This window comes from Glycomyces arizonensis DSM 44726 (assembly GCF_000482705.1).
GTDB classification, from domain to species: Bacteria; Actinomycetota; Actinomycetes; order Mycobacteriales; family Micromonosporaceae; genus Glycomyces; species Glycomyces arizonensis.
This window is the reverse complement of the sequence record NZ_AXWO01000017.1, coordinates 72,042-90,226: the sequence shown is the minus strand read 5'-3', so window position 1 is coordinate 90,226 and position 18,185 is coordinate 72,042. Positions and strand designations below refer to the sequence as shown.

Genomic DNA, 18,185 nt, shown 5'->3' with positions numbered 1-18,185 from the left:
GCGGGTCTTCGCCCTTCAAGACTTCGGTGTCAGTTCGACGCGGCGCAGGAGTTGGGCGTTGAGGGCGACCACGATCGTGGAGGCCGACATCAGCACCGCGCCGATCGCCGGGCTGAGCGTGAACCCGGCCCAGGCCAGCACGCCCGCCGCGAGCGGGATCGCGACGATGTTGTAGCCCGCGGCCCAGCCGAGGTTCTCGATCATCTTGCGGTAGCTCGCCTTGGACAGCCGCACCACGCCGCCGACGCCGCGCGGGTCCGAGGAGGCCAGGACGACCCCGGCGGACTCGATCGCCACGTCGGTGCCCGCCCCGATCGCGATGCCGACGTCGGCCCTGGCCAGAGCCGGGGCGTCGTTGACGCCGTCGCCGACCATCGCCACCCGCAGGCCGCGGGACTGGAGGTCGGCCACCGCCCGGTCCTTGTCGGCGGGCAGCACCTCCGCGAACACCTCGTCGCGGCCTTCCACGAAGCCGAGATCGGCGGCGACGGCCTCGGCGACCGGGCGGGCGTCGCCGGTGATGAGCGCGATGTGCTGAATCCCTTGGGCCCGCAGGTCGGCGATGGCCTGCTTGGCCTCGGGCCGGACCTCGTCCTCGAGCGCGATCGCGCCGAGCACGGCCGGTTCCGCTTCGAGGGCGATGAGGTAGAGGACGGTCGCGCCGCGGCCCGACCAGGCGCCGGTCTCGCCTTGCAGCGCCGACGGCGGTTCGAGGCCGAGCTCGCGCAGCAGCGCCGGTCCGCCCACCGCGTGCCTGCGGCCGTCGACGGTGGCCTCGACGCCCTTGCCGGTGCGCGAGCGGAAGTCGGTCGCGTGCGCGCCTTCGCCGTGGGCGTGGCCGTGGTGGGCCACGATCGCGCGGGCCAAGGGGTGCTCGGAGTCGGACTCGACCGCCGCGGCCAGGTGCAGGACCTCGTCGGCGTCGACACCGGCGGTTCCGGCCACTCCCGCGACGGTGTGCTCGCCCCTGGTCAGCGTCCCGGTCTTGTCGAACAGGACGGCGTCGACGGTGCGCATCCGCTCGATCGCGATCCGGTCCTTGACCAGGATCCCGGACTTGGCCGAGACGGCCGTGGTGATCGCGACGACCAGCGGGATGGCCAGCCCCAGGGCGTGCGGGCAGGCGATGACCAGGACCGTGACGGTCCTGACCACGCCCGAGGTGAGGTCGCCGACGAGCGACCAGACGGCGAAGGTGATCACCCCGGCGCCCATGGCGATGTAGAACAGCAGGGCCGCGAACCGGTCGGCCAGGGCCTGGCCCCTCCCCCGCGAGGACTGCGCCTGCGAGACGAGGCGCTGGATGCCCGCCAGGGCGGTGTCGTCGCCGACCGCGTCGACGCGGACCCGGATCGCCGAGTCGGTGGCGACGGTCCCGGCCACGACCCGCTCGCCCGCCGCTCGCGCCACGGGCCTGGACTCGCCGGTGATCATGGACTCGTCCATCTCGGCCTCGCCGCTTGCGATCTCGCCGTCGGCCGGGACGCGGGAGCCCGAGCGGACCAGCACCACGTCGCCGACGGCGAGATCACCGGCGGGGACGGTCTCGGTCGAGCCGTCGTCCTGGACGCGCTCGGCCTCGTCGGGCAGCAGCGCCGCGAGCGCGGCGAGCGCCCCCTGGGCCTGCCCGATGGCCTTCATCTCCTGCCAGTGGCCCAGCAGCATGATCGACACCAGCGCGCCGAGCTCCCACCAGAACTCGAGGTCGAACAGGCCGAGGCTGGTCGCCAGCGAGGCGACGTAGGCGACGGTGATGGCGGTGGCGATCAGGAGCATCATGCCGGGGGCGCGATCGCGGACCTCGTTGACGCCGCCGACGAGGAAGGGCCGGCCGCCGTAGAGGAAGACCGCCGAGCCGAGGACGGGGCCGATCAGCTCGATGCCGGGGAAGTCCAGTGTGTACCCGAACCAGTCCATGACCATGGGGCTGGCGACGATCAGCGGGATCGTCAGGATCAGGCTGAGCCAGAACTTGCGGCGGAACATCTCCGGGTCGTGTCCGGCGTGCTTGTCGTGGCCTTCGTGGCCGCCGTGCGCGCCGTGGCCCTCGTGCGCATTGTGGGTTTCGTGGATGGTGTGGGTTTCGTGGGGCTCGGGCCCGTCGGCGGACGGGGGCTCGCCGTGTCCCGCGTGTCCGCCGTGGCGCTCGTGGCGCCTCGCGTCTTCGCCGTGGGCGTGGTGGGTGCTCACCGGGGGCTCCTTCCGTGTCGGTGGCCGCTGTCGGAACCGTATACCCTAGGGGGGTATATTTGCAAGCCGGTTCAACGGTGTCCGCCCGTGGGTTGTTCCCTCTCCGATCCGGCGGAAACGGCGGCGGGGCCGGGAAGGCGAACCCTCCCGGCCCCGTCCAGCGGTTTCCCGCGGGGGTCACACGTCGACGTCCCAGTCGTCCAGGACGTCGTCGATCGCGCTGTTGAAGTCGGCCACCTCGGCGTACACGCCCGGGCTGCCGGCCTCGGCGCAGACGGTGCCCCAGCTGACGATGCCCGCGAGGAACTGCTCGCCGTCCTCGTCGCGGGCCATGATCGGGCCGCCCGAGTCGCCGGAGCACGCGTCGACCCCGCCGTTCTCCAGGTCGCCCGCGCACAGCATCGTGGCCTCGTCGATCCAGCCCGGGTACGCCTCGGCGCAGGCCTCGTCGTCGACGAACGGCACCTCGGCCCATCGGGCGACGGTCGGGTACTGGGCCGTCTCGTCGAGGCCCCAGCCGGCGATCTCGAGGGTGTCGAACTCGGTGGGCTCGGTGCCGACCTCGATCGGCTCGACGTCGACCGACTCGTCCAGGAGCAGCAGCGCCCAGTCGTTGGCGAGCTCGACCGGCTCGTTGTAGTCGTGGGCGATGTGCGCCTCCTCCACCGCGGTCTCGACGATCGCGTCCGATCCGAGGTCGACCGAGCCGGAGAAGACCGCGAGGTCCTCAGGGTCCTTGTCCTCGACGCAGTGCGCGGCGGTCATCACGACGTTCTCGGCGATGACCGAGCCGCCGCAGAACCACCGCTGCACCGGGTCGCCCTCGCCCGCGTAGCCGAGGGCGACGAGCCAGGGGTACTGGCCCTCTTCGGCCTCTTGGCCGCCGATGACCTGGATTTCGAAACCGCCGTCGGTGGACGGCTCCTGCGCATTGGCGGCGGTGCCGGCCCAGGCGAGGGCGGCGGCGCCGACACCCGCGGCGACGCCGGTGCCGAGGCGGAGCAGGTGCTTCCTCTTCTTGTCCACTGTGATCCTTTCGGGGTGGATGTGGGGATTGGGCCGTTTGGCCTTCCTGATCCCGAAAATACCCACATCGCGCCGGGACCCCTCCCGATCGGAAGTGCCGCAGCGGGAACGGGGCCCGGCCGCGTTCGCGACCGGGCCCCGTTCACCGTGGTCCGCTCAGACCTGTGTCCAGCGGCTCTCGTCCGCGGCGCTCGCCTCGACCGCCGCCAGGACCCGTTGGACGCCGAGCGCGTCCGCGAACGACGGTGTGGGCTGCTCGCCGCCCGCGATCGCCTCGACGAGGTCCACGACCTGGTGGGTGAAGGCGTGCTCGTAGCCGAGCCCGTGCCCCACCGGCCACCAGTTGCCCGTGTACGGGTGCTCCGGCTCGGTCACCTGGATGCGCCGGAATCCGGCGTTGGGCTCGTCGTCCGCGTCGTAGAACCACAGCGAGTTCATGTCCTCGAAGTCGAACGCGAGGGACGCCTTCGAGCCGTTGAGCTCCAGGCGCATCGCGTTCTTCCGTCCGAGCGCGAAGCGGGTCGCCTCGAAGACGCCGACGGCGCCGCCGGCGAACCTGGCGGTGAACATCGCGGCGTCGTCCACGGTGACCGGGGCCTTCGGTCCGTCGGCGCCGCCGTGGCCGCCCAGCCCGACGAAGTCCCCGCCGACCGGGCGCTCGGCGACGAACGTCTCGAGCGTCGCCGAGACGCCGGTGACGTTCGCACCGGCGATCCACTGCGCGGCGTCGATGATGTGCGCGCCGATGTCGCCCAGGGAGCCCGAGCCGGACTTCGACTTGTCGAGCCGCCAGGTCATGGGCGCGTTCTCGTCGGTGAGCCAGTCCTGGAGGTACTGCGCCCGCACATGGCGGATCTGTCCGAGCGCGCCGGAGGCCACCAGGCGCTTCGCGAGCGAGAGCGCGGGCGTGCGGCGGTAGCTGAAGCCGCACATCGCGAACGCGCCGCGGGCCTTCGCGGCCTCGGCGGCGTCCGTCATCCGCTCGGCCTCGACCACCGAGTTCGCCAAGGGCTTCTCGCACAGCACGTGCTTGCCCGCGTCGAGCGCGGCGATGGCGATCTCGGCGTGCAGGTCGCCGGGGACGCAGATGTCGATCAGGTCGATGTCGTCGCGCTCGATCAGCCTGCGCCAGTCGGTCTCGGCCGAGTCCCAGCCGAGCTTCGCCGCCGCGGCGGCGACCCGCTCGGGGTTTCGCCCGGCGACCGCGGTCATGCGGGGCGCGAGCGGCAGATCGAAGAAGCGCGGCGCGGTGCGCCACGCGTGCGAGTGGGCCGCGCCCATGAAGGCGTAGCCGACCATGCCGACGCGGAGGGACTCGGGTTCGCTCACTGCGGCTCCTTTTGACTCAGGGCATCGCGGACGGATGGCCAGGCTTTCATGACGGCGAGCACTTCGGCGTTGCGCTCGGTGGCGAGCGCGGCGTCGTAGGAGCGCTCGAGCACGTCGTCGATCGCGACGCGCCGCCCCTGCGACGCGCTCTGCGTCGCGGCCTCGACCATAGCGAGGCTCATGACGTTGGCGTGCACTCGCCCCATCGGTTCGCTCCCGTGGCGCAGGGCGGCGGTGAACTCGCGCAGCGATCCGGCGATCTCGCGCCCGGGGTCGTCCACTGTCGGCACCGCCTCGTCCGGGTCGGCGCCGGGTTCGCCCTCGCCGTCCCACAGGACGGTGCCGCGCTCGGCCGAGAGGCGCCACGAGCCGTTCCAGGAGGTCTCGAAGCCGGGGCTGCACCAGCTGCCGTTGAAGACGAAGCGGGCGCCGCCCTCCATCGCGAAGACGGCGGTGGCGGCCGCGTCGCCGGTGTACCAGCTCCAGGCGGGGTTGTACTCCTCGCACGAGACCGAGACGGGGTCGGCGTCGAGGAGGAACCGGGCCATGTCGAACTGGTGGATGGCCATGTCGAGCAGGAGCGGGCTGGCCATCTCGTCGCGGAAGCCGCCGAAGTGCGGCGCCTTGAAGAAGTCGACCGCGACGACGCCCACGGCGCCGAGCGTCTCGAGCCGCCGCTTGGCCTGGTGGAGCGAGCGGTGGTAGCGGCGGGACTGGCTGACCATGAACAGCTGCCCGGTGTGCTCGGCCGCGGCGGCGAGCGAGAGGCCCTCGGCCACGCTGGCGGCGACCGGCTTCTCCCCCAGCACCGGGAGACCGGCCAGGAGCGCGGCCGTGGTGACCTGGTGGTGGGCCTCGGGGATGGTGGCGTTGACGACGGCGTCGGCGCCGGTGCGGCGGGCGAGTTCGACCGCGTCGGAGCCGAGCGCGAGGCCCCGGATGCCGGTCTCGGCCGCCGCCGCTTCGGCGGCGGCGGGCGCGAGGTCGGCGATGCCGACGAGTTCGGCGTCGTCGTGGGCCTGGATGGTGCGGGCCCAGGCCCGGCCCATGCCGCCCGCGCCGACCACGACGAGACGCAGTGGCCCTTCGGTGTCGATGGTGGGAGAGGTCATCGCTCGAACGCTCCCTTGTAGCCCTGGCCGCCCCAGAAGTCGTCGGTCTCGTAGCGCAGCAGCGTCGGCGTCTCGCGCTCCCGGTCGGGCCGGGCCCATTCGATGCCGTTGGCGATCACGTGGTTCACGTCGGGGTGGTGGTAGACGGGGAAGTCCTGGTCGCCGGGGCTGAAGTAGAAGATCCGGCCGAAGCCGCGGCGGTAGGTCATGCCGCTGCGGAAGACCTCGCCGCCGGTGAACCCGGAGATGAAGACCAGCTCGTCGGGGGTGGGCACGTCGAAGTACTCGCCGTACATCTCCTGCTCGGGGATGACGATCGGGTTCGGGATGCCGCGGGCGATCGGGTGCTGCGGGTTCACCGTCCACACCAGTTCGCGGTCGTGCTCTGAGCGCCAGCGCAGCGTGCAGGTGGTGCCCATGAGCTTGGTGAAGATCTTGGACCAGTGCCCGGAGTGGAGCACGACCAGGCCCATGCCCGCGAGGACGTGGCGGTGGACGCGCTCGACGACCTCGTCGGCGACCTCGTGGTGGGCGGCGTGGCCCCACCAGACGAGCACGTCGGTCTCGTCGAGGACGTCGGAGGTCAGCCCGTGCTCGGGCTCGTCGAGGGTGCGGGTGGTGATGCTCGCCTTGTCGCCGAGCCATGCGCCCGCGCCCTTGGCGATGGCGCCGTGCATGCCGTCGGGGTAGCGCTCGGCCACGGACGGCTCGACCTGCTCGTGGCGGTTCTCGCCCCACACGACGACTCGGATCGGTTGATCGGCCATTTCCCGGTTCTCCTTCTGTTCTGGTTGCATTGTGAGCTTAAAATCCTGGGGCCGCGGCGGCTTCGCCGGAGTTCATGAGGCCCGGTGGTCATGCGGCCCGGTCCGTGCTGGAGCGCGGCGTGAGCCGGGGCGGCAGCAGCACATGCTCGGGGCCGCCCGGCCGGTCGATGATGAGGCGGACGAGTTCGGCGGCGATCGCCGCCGAGGCCTGCCGGACCGAGGTGATGCCGACCGGGCCGAACGAGGTCAGCGGCGTGTCGTCGTAGCCGGTGACGGCCACGTCCCGGCCGGGGACGAGTCCCCGGCTCTGCAGCGTGATGACGGCGCCCGCGGCGACCTGATCGGACACGCAGATGAGCGCGGTGGGGGCGGCGGAGCTCGCGGCGGTGTCGTTCGTGGCGGCGCCGAGGAGGTCGGCGGCGGCGCGGACGCCGGAGGCCAGGTCGCTGCCGGAGTGGACGATCCGGCCCGCGGCGAGCGAGCCGTCGAGCCCCAGGCGGAGGCAGGCCTCGCGGTAGCCGTGCTCGCGCTGGACCATGGTGACGCTGGCGTGGTCGGCGCCCACGAACGCCAGTTCGCGGTGCCCGCGTGCGGCGACGTGGTCGACGGCCATCGCGATGCCGAGCGCGGCGTCGCCCTCGACCCAGCTCCAGGGGCTCGCGAACGCCTCGCCGGTGCGGCCGTAGGCCGCGAACGGGATGCCGCGCTTGCGCAGTTCGACGGGCCGCGGGTCCTCGGTCCCCACGTTGGAGATGACGAAACCCGCCACCGATTGTCCGAAGTAGAGGTCCTCGCAGGCGGTCATGAGGGCGTCGGTGCCGCGCTCGGTGATGAGGGTGAGGTTGCGGTCCGCCGCCTGGCAGGCGGCGGCGAGGTCGTGGAGGAACGCGTCCATGTACTGGTTGCCGACGGCGTCCTGGGCGGGGAGCACGTAGCCGATCTGCCGCGGCTGCGCGAGCCTGAGGCTGCGGGCGACCAGGTTGTTGCGGTAGCGCAGTTCGCGCATCGCGGCGTGGACCTTCGTGCGGGTCGCCTCGGCGACGATCTGGGGCCGGTTGATGACGTTCGAGACCGTCATGACCGAGACGCCCGCGAGTTCGGCGACGTCGGTCATGCTCGCCTTGCGCCGCGCGGCGGACGACTTGCCGCTCACTGGCCGTCCTCCGTTTCGTGTTCGTCGGCGCGCCGCCTCCTGCCACGGCGGCGCGCCGACGGCGATTTTAAGCATAAATTTTTCGGACGGTCAAGCGCGCCGCCGCAGACGCCGTCGGCGGCGCCGGCCGCCGCTGCCGTTCGGCGGCTCTGACGGGCCGTACCGTCTTCTCGCGGCCGCATTGCGCACCAATGAGAGCACCATGTCGTACCCGGTTCTTAGACTGTCGCCCGTGATCGAATCCGAGAGCCCCGCAACCGACGCCCTGCCCGATGAGGACCGCTTCGCCTTCCCCGCGTCCTGGAAGCGCTTCGTCCAGCCCCGCCGCGGCCAGGGCAAGCCGCGCCGGATCGAGTTCGAGGCCGAGCCGGGGCGGCGGTTCCGCGCCGACTGCGAGCCGAAGGTCCGCGAGTGCCTCTCTCGCGAGGCCAACCGCGAGTACGAGGCCGCCGTGCTGGCATTCCTCGGCGGCGAGAGCGACGTCCTCGGCGCCGCCGCCGTCATGGCGCTCACGCCGCCCGCGGCTCCCTCCGTGCCGCTGGCGGACCGCCTGGCCTTCGACATGACCGCGGCCGAGCACGGCCTGCCCTTCGCCGTGGCCGCCTTCGCCGAGTCCCTCACGCTCGAAGCCTCGACGGACGGCCCCGGCGAGGGCGTCGACCTCCTCCGCAGGGAGCTGTCCAGTCAGCGCTGGTGGGCACTGCACAGGTACAGCAAACTGCCGGCGATCCGGGCGCACGTGGCCGCCGCCTCGGACGCCGATCACGCCGCGGTCGTGGCCGCACTGGCCGAGCACCGCACCGACCCCGCGCGCCGCTTCGCCGTGAGCCTCATCGCGCCCGACGAGGAGGCGTGGTTGGACGAGGTCTGCGACGAGCACGGCGAGCAACAGCCGAGCCGAGCCTGCACGCAGCTCCTTTTCGACCTCGTCACCACGGCCGAGCAGTTGGGCGCCCTCGACGTGCACTCGATGGGCCGCCACTGGGTGCAGGTCGCCGAGATCGCCGACCTCCTGCACCGGCTCGGCGCCGCCGCCCTCCCGGTCCTCGAATGGCACCTCGACGGCTACTGCGACGCCGGCGAGAAGAAGACGCTGTTCCGGGCGATCGCGGCGATTCCCACCGACGAGGCGCTGGGGCTGCTCGTCGACCGGCTCGGCGATGCGGCCGCGATGGGCTTCGCGATGGAGGCCGCCGCGAGGTTCCCGCAGCGGACCCTCCGCGCCGTCGCCGCCCGCCTCCCCGAGGCCGACGCTTCCGCGCGCGCCCGGTTCACGGCGCTGCTGCATGCCGACCCGATCCTGCTCGAGGACGCGCTGCCGCTCCAGGACGAGACCGTCCGGGAGGCGATCGCGGGCCTCACCGCGGAGAGCCCGCGCCTCCCCGAGGCGAGCGCCGACGCGGTGCCGAAGCTGCTCGCCTCGCCGCCGTGGGACGAGACGGGCGCCGCAGGCGAAGCGGTCGTGGTCAAGGGCCTGACCCCTCCCGCGATCAACCGGGTCGTCTGGGCCGAAGGCGAGCGCGAGGCGTGGTCCGAGACCGAGATCCCCTCGCGGCAGCACGACCGCGACTGGGAGCAGCGGGCGCGGTCGTTCGACACGGACAACGAGTTCGGCAAGGTGTACACGCTGGCCTTGGCTCCCAGGGAGGTCGGCGCCGACCTCCTGCCGCGCTGGGAACCCGGCGACATGCTCGTCGGCGGTGAGTACCTCAAGCGGATCCTCGCGAAGTACGGCGCCGACGCCGCCGAGCAGCTCACGGCGGCGGCGACCGCCGACACCTCGCTGCGCGAGTTGCTGCTGCCGATCGCGAACCTCACGGCCGCCAGAGTCGTGGCCGACGCGCTCGTACGGTTGAAGACCATGCGCGCCTTCGCGTTCGACTGGCTCGACCGGCACGGCGCCGACGCCGCGGCGCTGCTCGTGCCCGACGCGCTCGGCAAGGCCAAGAAGCGGCGCACCGCCGCCGAGGCCGCGCTGCGCTACGTCGCGGCGAACGGGGGCGCGGACCTCGTGCGCGAGGCCGCCGCCCAGTACGGGGACGAGGCCACGGCCGCCGTCGCGGCCCTGGTGGACGTCGACCCGCTCGCGCCCGTCGGCGTCCCGGTCCCCCGCCCGGGCGCGTGGGTCGCCGCGCCCGCGCTCCCGCAGGTGCTGCTCGCCGGGCGCGGACGCGCGCTGCCGAACGCGGCGATCCGCCCCCTCGCCACCGTGCTGGCCTTGGGCACGCCCGACTTCGAGTATCGGGGCGTCGCGGTCGTGGCCGAGACCTGCGACCGCGCGTCCCTGACCCGGTTCTCCCTCGCGCTGTTCGACCAGTGGCTCACCGCCGGGGCCCCGTCCGACGACGCGTGGGCGCTGACGCAGTTGGCGCACTTCGGCGGCGATGAGGCGGTGCGCCTCCTCGCGCCGCTGATCGCCCGCTGGCCCGGCGAGAGCAGGCACCATCACGCCGTCAAGGGCCTCCAGGTGCTCGGCGCCATCGGCTCGGAGGCGGCGCTGCGAGCCATCCAGGGCATCGCCGAGCGCGCGAAGTTCTCGGCCATCAAGGCCGAGGCGGGCGACCAGATCGACGCGATCGCCGCGAGGCTCGGTCTCTCGGCCGAGCAGCTCGCCGACCGGCTCGTGCCCGACTTCGGGCTGCGGGAGGAGTCCGCGCTCGTCCTCGACTACGGGCCCAGGAAGTTCAGGGTCGGCTTCGACGAGTCGCTCAAGCCGTTCGTGACCGACATGGACGGCAAGCCGCGCAAGACGCTGCCGAAGCCGGGCGTGAAGGACGACGAGCTGGTGGCGGGCGAGGCCTACCGGCGGTTCGCGGCCCTGCGGAAGGAGCTGCGCACCGTCGCCGCCGACCAGGTGAAGCGGCTCGAACGCGCCATGGTGGAGGGCCGGACGTGGACGCTCGGCGAGTTCATGGAGTACTTCGTCGACCACCCGCTCGTGTGGCACCTGGCGCGGCGTCTGGTGTGGATGGCCGAGGCGGGCGCCGGGCCGGTCTCGTTCCGCCTCGCCGAGGACCGGAGCCCCACCGGCGTCGACGAGGAGGAACTGGAGCTGCCCGAGGCCGCGGTGATCCGCCTGGCCCACCCCGCGATCCTCGGCGGGGAGGTCGAGACGTGGGCCGAGGTCTTCGCCGACTACGAGATCCTGCAGCCGTTCACGCAGCTCGGGCGGCCGGTCATGGCCTTCACCGACGAGGAGCTGGCGACCGGCCGCCTGGCCCGCTTCGAAGGGGTCAGCGTGCCGGTGGGCAGGCTCCTCGGGCTCGTCGGCAAGGGCTGGGTGCGCGGCGCGCCGCAGGACGCGGGGATCGAGGCGGGCATGTCGTGCCGCCTGCCCGGCGTCGGCCACCTCGTGATCGCCCTCGACCCGGGCATCGTGGTCGGGGCCGTGGACATGCAGCCGCAGCAGACGCTGCGGGAGGTCGTGGTCGCCGAGCGGGACCTGCACGGCTGGAGCGTCCCGGGGCCGAAGGGCGGCTTCGGCCCGGTCGACCCCGTGGCGGCCTCGGAGGTCCTGGCGGCCCTCGCCAAGGCGACCGAGGCGGCCTGAGGGCCGGGTCCTACGAGGAGGCCGCCGACAGGGCCTCGGCGGTCAGCTCGACCGAGCGGATGCGGTCGGCGGTCCGCTCGGCGTGGTGGGCGGTGATCAGCTCGTCGGCACCGGCCGAGGCGGCGAACTCCTCCAGGAAGGCGCGGACGTCGCCGGGGTCGCCGACGGCGGTGTACTCGGTCATCGCCGCCAGCTGGCCCCCGTTCGGGGAGGCCAGGAACGCGTCGATCTCGTCGTCGGTGAAGTCGCCTCCGCCGCCGGGGCCGCGCGCGATGAACGCGCGCGCCCGGTTGCGGTAGGCGATCCGCCGCTGGGACTCGGCGGCGTCGCGGTCCTCGGCGGCGAACACGTTGACGCCCGCGATCACGTACGGCTCGGCCAGCTGCTCGGACGGCGTGAACTGCTCCCGGTAGGCGGCGACCGCCTCGTGGAGGTGGGCCGGGGCGAAGTGGGAGGCGAACGCGTACGGCAGGCCGAGCCTGGCGGCGAGCTGGGCGCCGAAGAGCGAGGAGCCGAGGAGGTAGAGGGGCACTTCGCCTTCGGGACGCGGCACCGATTGGACGCCCTGCACGCGGGAGGCGCCGCGCAGGTAGCCCTGGAGTTCCAGCACGTCCTGCGGGAAGGAGTCCGACGAGGCCGGGTCGCGGCGGATGGCGAGCATGGTGGTGCGGTCGGTGCCGGGCGCGCGGCCCAGGCCGAGGTCGATCCGGCCGGGGAAGAGGGTCTCCAGCGTCCCGAACTGCTCGGCGATGACCAGCGGCGAGTGGTTGGGCAGCATGATCCCGCCCGCGCCGAGCCTGATGGTGTCGGTGTGCTCGGCGACGTGGCCGATCACCAGGCTCGTCGCGCTGGAGGCGATGGTGGGCATGTTGTGGTGCTCGGCGTACCAGACGCGCCGGTAGCCGCCGCGTTCGGCGGCGCGGGCGAGCTCGACGCTCGATGCGAAGCTTTCGCGCGCGGAGCGGCCCGGTGCGATGGGCGCCAGGTCGAGGATCGACAGTGCGATTGTCATGTGCGGCCGCCTTTCTCAGGTTCCGAAGCTATCCCGCCGCGAAGAGCGCGGCATCATGACCCTCGTCACCGCAGCTCGGAGGCGCGCTTCGCCGGGCGGCAGGCCGGCGATATGCATCGTTGTAGGATCGCGATGGAACGAGGAGGTGTCATGGCGGCGACCCTGCGCGATGTCGCGGACCTTGCGGGGGTGTCGTTCAAGACGGTCTCGAACGTCGTCAACGGCTACCCCCACATCCGCCCGGCCACCCGCGAGAAGGTCGAGCGCGCGATCGACGAGCTCGGCTACAAGCCGAACCTGAGCGCGCGCAGTCTGCGCTCGGGCCGCACCGGCGCGATCGCCTTGGCGGTGCCGGAGCTGAACCTGAGCTACTTCGCCGAGCTCGCCGGGTTCGTCATCGCGGCCGCGGAGCGGGCCGATCTGGTCACGCTGGTCGAGCAGACCGGTGGCGACCGCGCCCGCGAGCTGGCGCTGCTCCAGAGCCCGCGGCTGCGGATGACCGACGGCCTCATCCTCGACCCGCTCGGCATGCGCCCGGAGGACGCCGCCGCGCTCGACGTCCCGTTCCCGCTGGTGGTGCTGGGCGAGCGGACCTCCGACTGGCCGAGCGACCACGTCACCATGCGCAACGTCGACGCGACGCGCGCGGGGACCGAGTACCTCATCGCATCGGGGCGGCGGCGCATCGCGGTCATCGGCGAGCACGAGGACGAGGTGATCGGCTCGGCCCGGCTGCGGCTGCGCGGGTACCGCGAGGCGCTCGAGGCGCACGGCATCGACTACGACGAGCGGATCGTCGCGCGGGCGGCCCTGTGGCACCGCGCCGACGGCGCGCGGGCGATGCGCGAGCTGCTGGACCGCGGCGCCGAGTTCGACGCGGTCTTCGGGTTCAACGACACGCTGGCGCTGGGCGCGATGCGGGTGCTCCAGGAGGCGGGGCTCCGGGTGCCCGAGGACGTGGCGGTGCTCGGCTTCGACGACCTGGACGAGGCCGCCTACTCGATCCCCTCGCTGACCACCGTCGATCCGGGCCGCGAGTGGATCGCGCGCACGGCGGTCGAGACGCTGCTCGAGCGCATCGGCCGGGGCGGCGCCGAGCTGCCGCCGCGCACGAAGCTGGCGGATTTCAGGATCGTCGAGCGCGAGTCCGCGCCGCGCGCCTGACCACGGCACCCGCGGATGCCTCGGGACGGGCTCTCGACTTCGTTTCTACAACGTTGTAAGATGGGCGTGTCGCATAACGGGGCAATCGCACCACAGCCGTCGGCCCACGATCACGAAATGGCGACGAACCTCCGGCATCGGCCGTACGGTATTGACAGCCGGACGGGCGGGTTCGTAGGATCCCAAAAATTACAACGTTGTAGAACGATGGTTCGGAGCAACGTGACACAAAGCGCGGACAGCGCAGTCTCGCACTGAGGGAGCACTCGGATATGACACGCATGCGAAGCCTGCTGGGCGCCGGAGCCGCGGCGCTCACGCTGATAGGGGCCGGCTGCTCGGGCGGCGGTGACGACGGCGGTCCCGTCGAGCTGACGTTCTGGCACGGATACACCGAAGCCGACGGCGACGTGCTGGAGGGGATCGTCGACGACTTCAACGCCTCGCACGACGACATCACCATCAACACTGAAGTGAAGACCTGGGACAGCATCGACGACACGCTGCTGACGGCCCTGTCCGCCGGCGAAGGGCCGAACATCGTCGCGATGCCCGCCGAGCGGCTGCCGGTGTACGCCTCGAAGGGCGCGTTCGCGCCATTGGACGACTTCTACGCCGACGAGGGCGGCAACACCGCGAACCTGAACCCCGGCGCCGTGGCCATGGAAGAGGTCGAGGGCACGAAGTACGGCGTGCCCAGCGGGTTCGTGCCGTTGGCGGTCTACTACAACACCGCGATGTTCGAAGAGGCCGGGATCGACGGGTTCCCGCAGACGTGGGACGAGTGGGTCGAGGCGGCCAAGAAGCTGACCGTCGACGAGAACGGCGACGGCACGCCCGAGCGGTACGGCGTCGCCCTGCCCGACCACGCCACCGTCGCCAACGGCCTGTGGCCCTCGCTGTTCTACGGCAACGGCGGCGGCATCGTCCAGGACGGCGAAGCGGTGATCGACTCGCCGCAGAACGCGGAGACGCTCGAATTCTGGCGCTCGGCGATCGCAGGCGACAAGATCTCGCCGACCGGACTCGACGGCATCGGATCCGACGAGCTGTTCAGCGGCGGCAAGGCCGCGATGACCGTCGGCGGGCCGTGGATGGCCTCGATCGCCACCGAGAACGACATCGACTACGCGATCGCGCCGATCCCCGCCGGACCCGAGACGCAGGCGGCCTCGGCCATCGGCATCTCCATGGCGACGACCGTCGACTCCAGCGACGCCGAACTGGCCGGTGCCGAGGAGTTCTTCTCGTTCTTCCTCAACGACGAGAACTCGGTGAAGTGGTCGCTCGGCTCCGGATGGCCGCCGCTGCGGACCGACATCCCCGCCGAGGCGGTCGCCGAGAACCCGGTGGTGGCCGCGCTCACCGAGATGTCCGACCTCGGGCGGCCGCTGCTGCCCGGCGTCGTCAACAGCGTCGACGTGCTCAGCGCCGTCGACGAGCTCACCCAGAAGGCCGTCGCCGGGGAAGACGTCGGCGCCCTGCTCGGCGAGGCGCAGACCGAGATCCAGAACGCGCTCGAGGACTAGCGCTTCAGGGGACGGGGACGCTCGGTCCGGGCGTCCCCGTTCCATGGAGGTTGAGAGGAACCCATGAGTGTTGACAATGCGCCCGCGCGCCGGTACCGCCCGCCTGCGCCGCTGGGCGGGCGGCGCCGCGCCTCCTGCGGCGGCCTCCTGCGCCGGAACACCAGGGCCTTCGCGTTCCTGGCCCCCGCGCTGATCATCCTCGGCCTGTTCGTCGTGTGGCCGATGATCTCGGCCCTGCGCCTGTCCTTCACCGACGCCAGCGGCTTCGGCCGGGAGGAATGGGTCGGCCTGGAGAACTACGCGACCGTCTTCACCGACCCCGACATCCTGAACGCGGTGGGCAACACGCTCCTGTACACCGTGCTGTTCACGCCGACCGCGGTCATCGCCGCACTCGGGCTGGCGCTCCTGCTCAACAGCCCGCACATGCCGTTCCGCTCCTTCTTCCGCACGGCGCTGTTCATACCGTTCGTCGTCTCGTTCGCCGTGGCCGCCTTCGCGTGGAGCTACCTCATCGATCCGCAGGTGGGCCTGCTGAACTACTGGCTGGGCGGCCTGGGGATCCAGATGGGCAACGTGCTGGAGGACCCGACGCTGGCGATGCCCGCCGTCGCGTTCGTCGCGGTGTGGAAGCTGTTCGGGTTCTACTTCGTGATCTTCCTGGCCGGGCTCCAGGACATCCCGTCCTCGCTCTACGAGGCCGCGCGGGTCGACGGCGCCCGGGCGTGGTCGCGGCTGCGGCACATCACGCTGCCGCTCTTGTCGAACACGATGGCCTTCGTGCTGATCTTCGCGATGATCGCCGCGCTCCAGGCGTTCGACCAGATCTACGTGATGACCGGCGGCGGGCCCTACGGCAACACCCAGACCGTGGTGATGGAGATCTACGAGTCCGGCTTCCGCAAGCTCGACATCGGCTTCGCCTCCGCCCTGTCGTACGTCCTGCTCATCGCGACGCTGGTGCTGAGCCTCGTGCAATTCCTGTTCTTCGGCCGCAGAGAGAAGGACCTGTCCTCATGAGCGCCGCCACTGTGTCGCGGAAGCGACCGCGCACCGTACGCCCCGGCACCGTGCTCGCCGTGATCGCGCTCGTCGTCGTCAGCGCCGTCGTGCTGCTGCCGATCGCGATCATCGTGTTCACCGCGTTCAAGCCGACCGCGGAGGTCAACGCCTTCCCGCCGAGCCTGCTGCCGGACGAGTGGACGCTGGACAACCTCAAGCAGATCACCTCCGAGCTGCCGTTCCTGCGCTTGATCGGCAACAGCTTCGCCTTCGCCGGGGGCGTGACGGCGTTCGCGCTCGTCTTCGACTCGCTCGCGGCCTACGCCTTGGCGCGCATGGACTTCACTGGCCGCCGCGTCCTGCTCATCGCGATCATCGCGACGCTGATGATCCCGTTCCAGGCGACGCTGATCCCGCTCTACCAGCTGGTCTCCGACCTCGGCTGGGTGAACACGTACGCGGCGCTCATCGCGCCGCGCGCGGCGGACGCGTTCGGGATCTTCTTCCTGCGCCAGTTCTTCCTGGCGCTCCCGCGCGACATCGACGCCGCGGCCCGCATCGACGGCGCCTCGGAGTTCCGCATCTTCCGGTCGGTGGTGCTGCCGAACGCCATGCCCGCGCTGCTGACGCTCGGGCTGTTCACCTTCGTGAACAACTGGAACGACCTGCTGTGGCCGCTGGTGTTCACCACCGACTCGGAGATGGGCACGATCACCTCCGGGCTGACGCTGCTGACCGGCCCGGGCGGGATCATCCCCCACGGCGTGATGATGGCCGGTTCGCTCATCGCGATCCTGCCGCTGGTCGTGGCGTTCCTCCTCATCCAGCGCCGGTTCATCGAGAACATCGCGACGACAGGACTCAAATGACCGACTCCCACCATCGGCACACCGCCACCACCACTACCCATGGCGACGCCTGCGGAGCCGTCAATTGGCACACCCACGCCGACGCCCGCGGAGCCGTAAATTGGCACGAGGACGGTTCACTGCACTTCGCCGTCGGGATCGAGGACACCTTCGTGCCGCAGTCGGGGCCCGGCGAGCGGCCGATCGACGAGTACGCGCTCACCGAGCACTACGCGAAGTGGCACTCGGACCTCGCTCTGGCCAAGGACGTCGGCGCGGAGCTCGTGCGCTGGGGCGTGCCGTGGTACCGGGTGCAGCCCGAGCCGGGCCGGTGGGACTGGGACTGGCTCGACCGCGTCATGGGCCGCTTCGCGGAGCTCGGCCTCCGACCCATTGTGGACCTCATGCACTACGGCACGCCGCTGTGGCTGGAGCGGCAGTTCGCGCACCCCGACTATCCGTCCCTGGTGGCCGAGTACTCGGCGCGCGTGGCCGAACGCTATGCGGGCTACGGCATCACCGACTACACACCGGTCAACGAGCCGATCATCCACGCCCAGTTCTCCGGGGAGTACGCGTACTGGCCGCCGTACCTGTCGGGCCCCGGCGGCCTCAGCTCGATCGTCTCGCAGCTGGCGCGCGGCTTCGTGCTCTCCCAGCGCGCCATGCGGGACGTGCTCGGCGAGCGGGCGGTGTTCGTGCACGTCGACGCGGGCATGCGCTACGTCGGCGACACCGACGCCCCGGAGCACCGGGAGCTCGTCGCGCGGCTGAGGGAGCAGGTCTTCCTCGTCGAGGACCTCGTCACCGGCCGCGTCGACGCGTCTCATCCGCTCGAGCCGTTCCTGCGCGCCAACGGATGGCGCGACGAGGACCTGGCGTGGTTCGCCGAGGCCGCGGTGCGCCCGGACGTGGTCGGGGTCAACTACTACCCGCTCCACTCGACCGAGGTGTTCGAGGCGGGCGTCTTCCACTCAGGAGGGTTCCCCGATCCGCGCCCGACGCGGGACGACGGCGCCGAGGGCCTGGTCGAGCTGCTGCGGACGGCGGCGGACCGGTACGGGGCGCCGGTCATGCTGACCGAGACCTGCGTGACCGATTCGGTCAAGGCGCGCGTCGACTGGCTCGACGAGTCGGTGGCGGCGGTGCGCGGCCTGCGAGAGTCCGGAGTGGACGTCGTCGGGTACACGTGGTGGCCGCTGTTCGACATGTACGAGTGGACGTTCCGGCATTCGACGCGGCCGCGCGAGGCGCACCGGTTGACGATGGGGCTCTGGGAGCTCCGTGAGAGCGGCGAGGGGCTCGCCCGGGTGCGGACGGCCGTCGCCGACCGGTTCCGCCACCACGCCGCCGGGGGACGGTGACCGCGACACGGGGACGCGGTCACCGCGGGTGTTCGGATGCCCGCCTTGCAGGGAGAACTCTCGGTGGGACCGACCGGAGCAAACCACCCGGAACGCCGATAACCGGCCCGCAAATGGCAACGGTATGGTATTCGGGTGA

General features: G+C 71.8%; 13 protein-coding genes. 6 read left to right on the top strand and 7 right to left on the bottom strand.

Annotated features, from left to right (window positions below):
- Positions 1-15: 15 nt before the first annotated feature.
- The 6 genes from H613_RS0113410 to H613_RS0113385 all read right to left on the bottom strand — a co-directional run bounded on the left by H613_RS0113410 (position 16) and on the right by H613_RS0113385 (position 7,577).
- On the bottom strand, positions 16-2,190 hold the full coding sequence (locus H613_RS0113410) for a heavy metal translocating P-type ATPase (protein ID WP_245598555.1): 2,175 nt from the start codon (positions 2,188-2,190) through the stop codon (positions 16-18).
- A gap of 177 nt (positions 2,191-2,367) precedes the next feature.
- On the bottom strand, positions 2,368-3,216 hold the full coding sequence (locus tag H613_RS0113405) for a S1 family serine peptidase (protein ID WP_035738055.1): 849 nt from the start codon (positions 3,214-3,216) through the stop codon (positions 2,368-2,370).
- Positions 3,217-3,372: 156 nt separating this feature from the next.
- Positions 3,373-4,515: a Gfo/Idh/MocA family protein gene (locus H613_RS0113400; RefSeq protein WP_439330248.1), complete on the bottom strand. Its 1,143-nt coding sequence runs from the start codon at positions 4,513-4,515 to the stop codon at positions 3,373-3,375.
- A gap of 26 nt (positions 4,516-4,541) precedes the next feature.
- Positions 4,542-5,657 carry a Gfo/Idh/MocA family protein gene (locus H613_RS0113395; RefSeq protein ID WP_026924205.1) on the bottom strand — a complete coding sequence of 372 codons (1,116 nt, stop codon included), beginning with the start codon at positions 5,655-5,657 and terminating at the stop codon, positions 4,542-4,544.
- Positions 5,654-6,424, bottom strand: a complete 771-nt coding sequence (locus H613_RS0113390) for a ThuA domain-containing protein (RefSeq protein ID WP_026924204.1) — start codon at positions 6,422-6,424, stop codon at positions 5,654-5,656. The genes H613_RS0113395 and H613_RS0113390 overlap by 4 nt, the downstream gene beginning before the upstream one ends.
- Positions 6,425-6,512: 88 nt before the next feature.
- The gene (locus H613_RS0113385; protein ID WP_026924203.1) at positions 6,513-7,577 is read right to left on the bottom strand and encodes a LacI family DNA-binding transcriptional regulator; all 1,065 of its coding nucleotides are present in this window, start codon (positions 7,575-7,577) and stop codon (positions 6,513-6,515) included.
- A gap of 232 nt (positions 7,578-7,809) precedes the next feature.
- On the opposite strand from H613_RS0113385, the gene H613_RS26420 reads away from it, so the two are divergent.
- The gene (locus H613_RS26420) at positions 7,810-11,127 is read left to right on the top strand and encodes a DUF4132 domain-containing protein (RefSeq protein WP_156926016.1); all 3,318 of its coding nucleotides are present in this window, start codon (positions 7,810-7,812) and stop codon (positions 11,125-11,127) included.
- A 10-nt stretch (positions 11,128-11,137) separates the two neighbouring features.
- On the opposite strand, the gene H613_RS0113375 is transcribed toward H613_RS26420, so the two are convergent.
- Entirely contained in the window at positions 11,138-12,139 is a 1,002-nt protein-coding gene (locus tag H613_RS0113375; protein WP_026924202.1) for an LLM class flavin-dependent oxidoreductase, read from the bottom strand.
- A gap of 150 nt (positions 12,140-12,289) precedes the next feature.
- Here H613_RS0113375 and H613_RS0113370 point away from each other — a divergent pair, with 150 nt between their 5' ends.
- The 5 genes from H613_RS0113370 to H613_RS0113350 all read left to right on the top strand — a co-directional run bounded on the left by H613_RS0113370 (position 12,290) and on the right by H613_RS0113350 (position 18,046).
- On the top strand, positions 12,290-13,303 hold the full coding sequence (locus H613_RS0113370) for a LacI family DNA-binding transcriptional regulator (protein ID WP_026924201.1): 1,014 nt from the start codon (positions 12,290-12,292) through the stop codon (positions 13,301-13,303).
- A 272-nt stretch (positions 13,304-13,575) separates the two neighbouring features.
- The gene (locus tag H613_RS0113365) at positions 13,576-14,832 is read left to right on the top strand and encodes an ABC transporter substrate-binding protein (protein WP_156926015.1); all 1,257 of its coding nucleotides are present in this window, start codon (positions 13,576-13,578) and stop codon (positions 14,830-14,832) included.
- Positions 14,833-14,895: 63 nt separating this feature from the next.
- Complete coding sequence (locus tag H613_RS0113360) at positions 14,896-15,852, top strand: carbohydrate ABC transporter permease (protein WP_026924199.1); 957 nt, start codon at positions 14,896-14,898, stop codon at positions 15,850-15,852.
- Positions 15,849-16,703, top strand: coding sequence for a carbohydrate ABC transporter permease (locus H613_RS0113355; RefSeq protein ID WP_026924198.1), 855 nt, complete (start codon positions 15,849-15,851; stop codon positions 16,701-16,703). Before H613_RS0113360 ends, H613_RS0113355 begins: the two co-directional genes overlap by 4 nt.
- A complete protein-coding gene (locus tag H613_RS0113350; RefSeq protein ID WP_084546598.1) occupies positions 16,700-18,046 on the top strand; it encodes a family 1 glycosylhydrolase in 1,347 nt (448 codons plus the stop codon). Before H613_RS0113355 ends, H613_RS0113350 begins: the two co-directional genes overlap by 4 nt.
- Positions 18,047-18,185 lie beyond the last annotated feature (139 nt).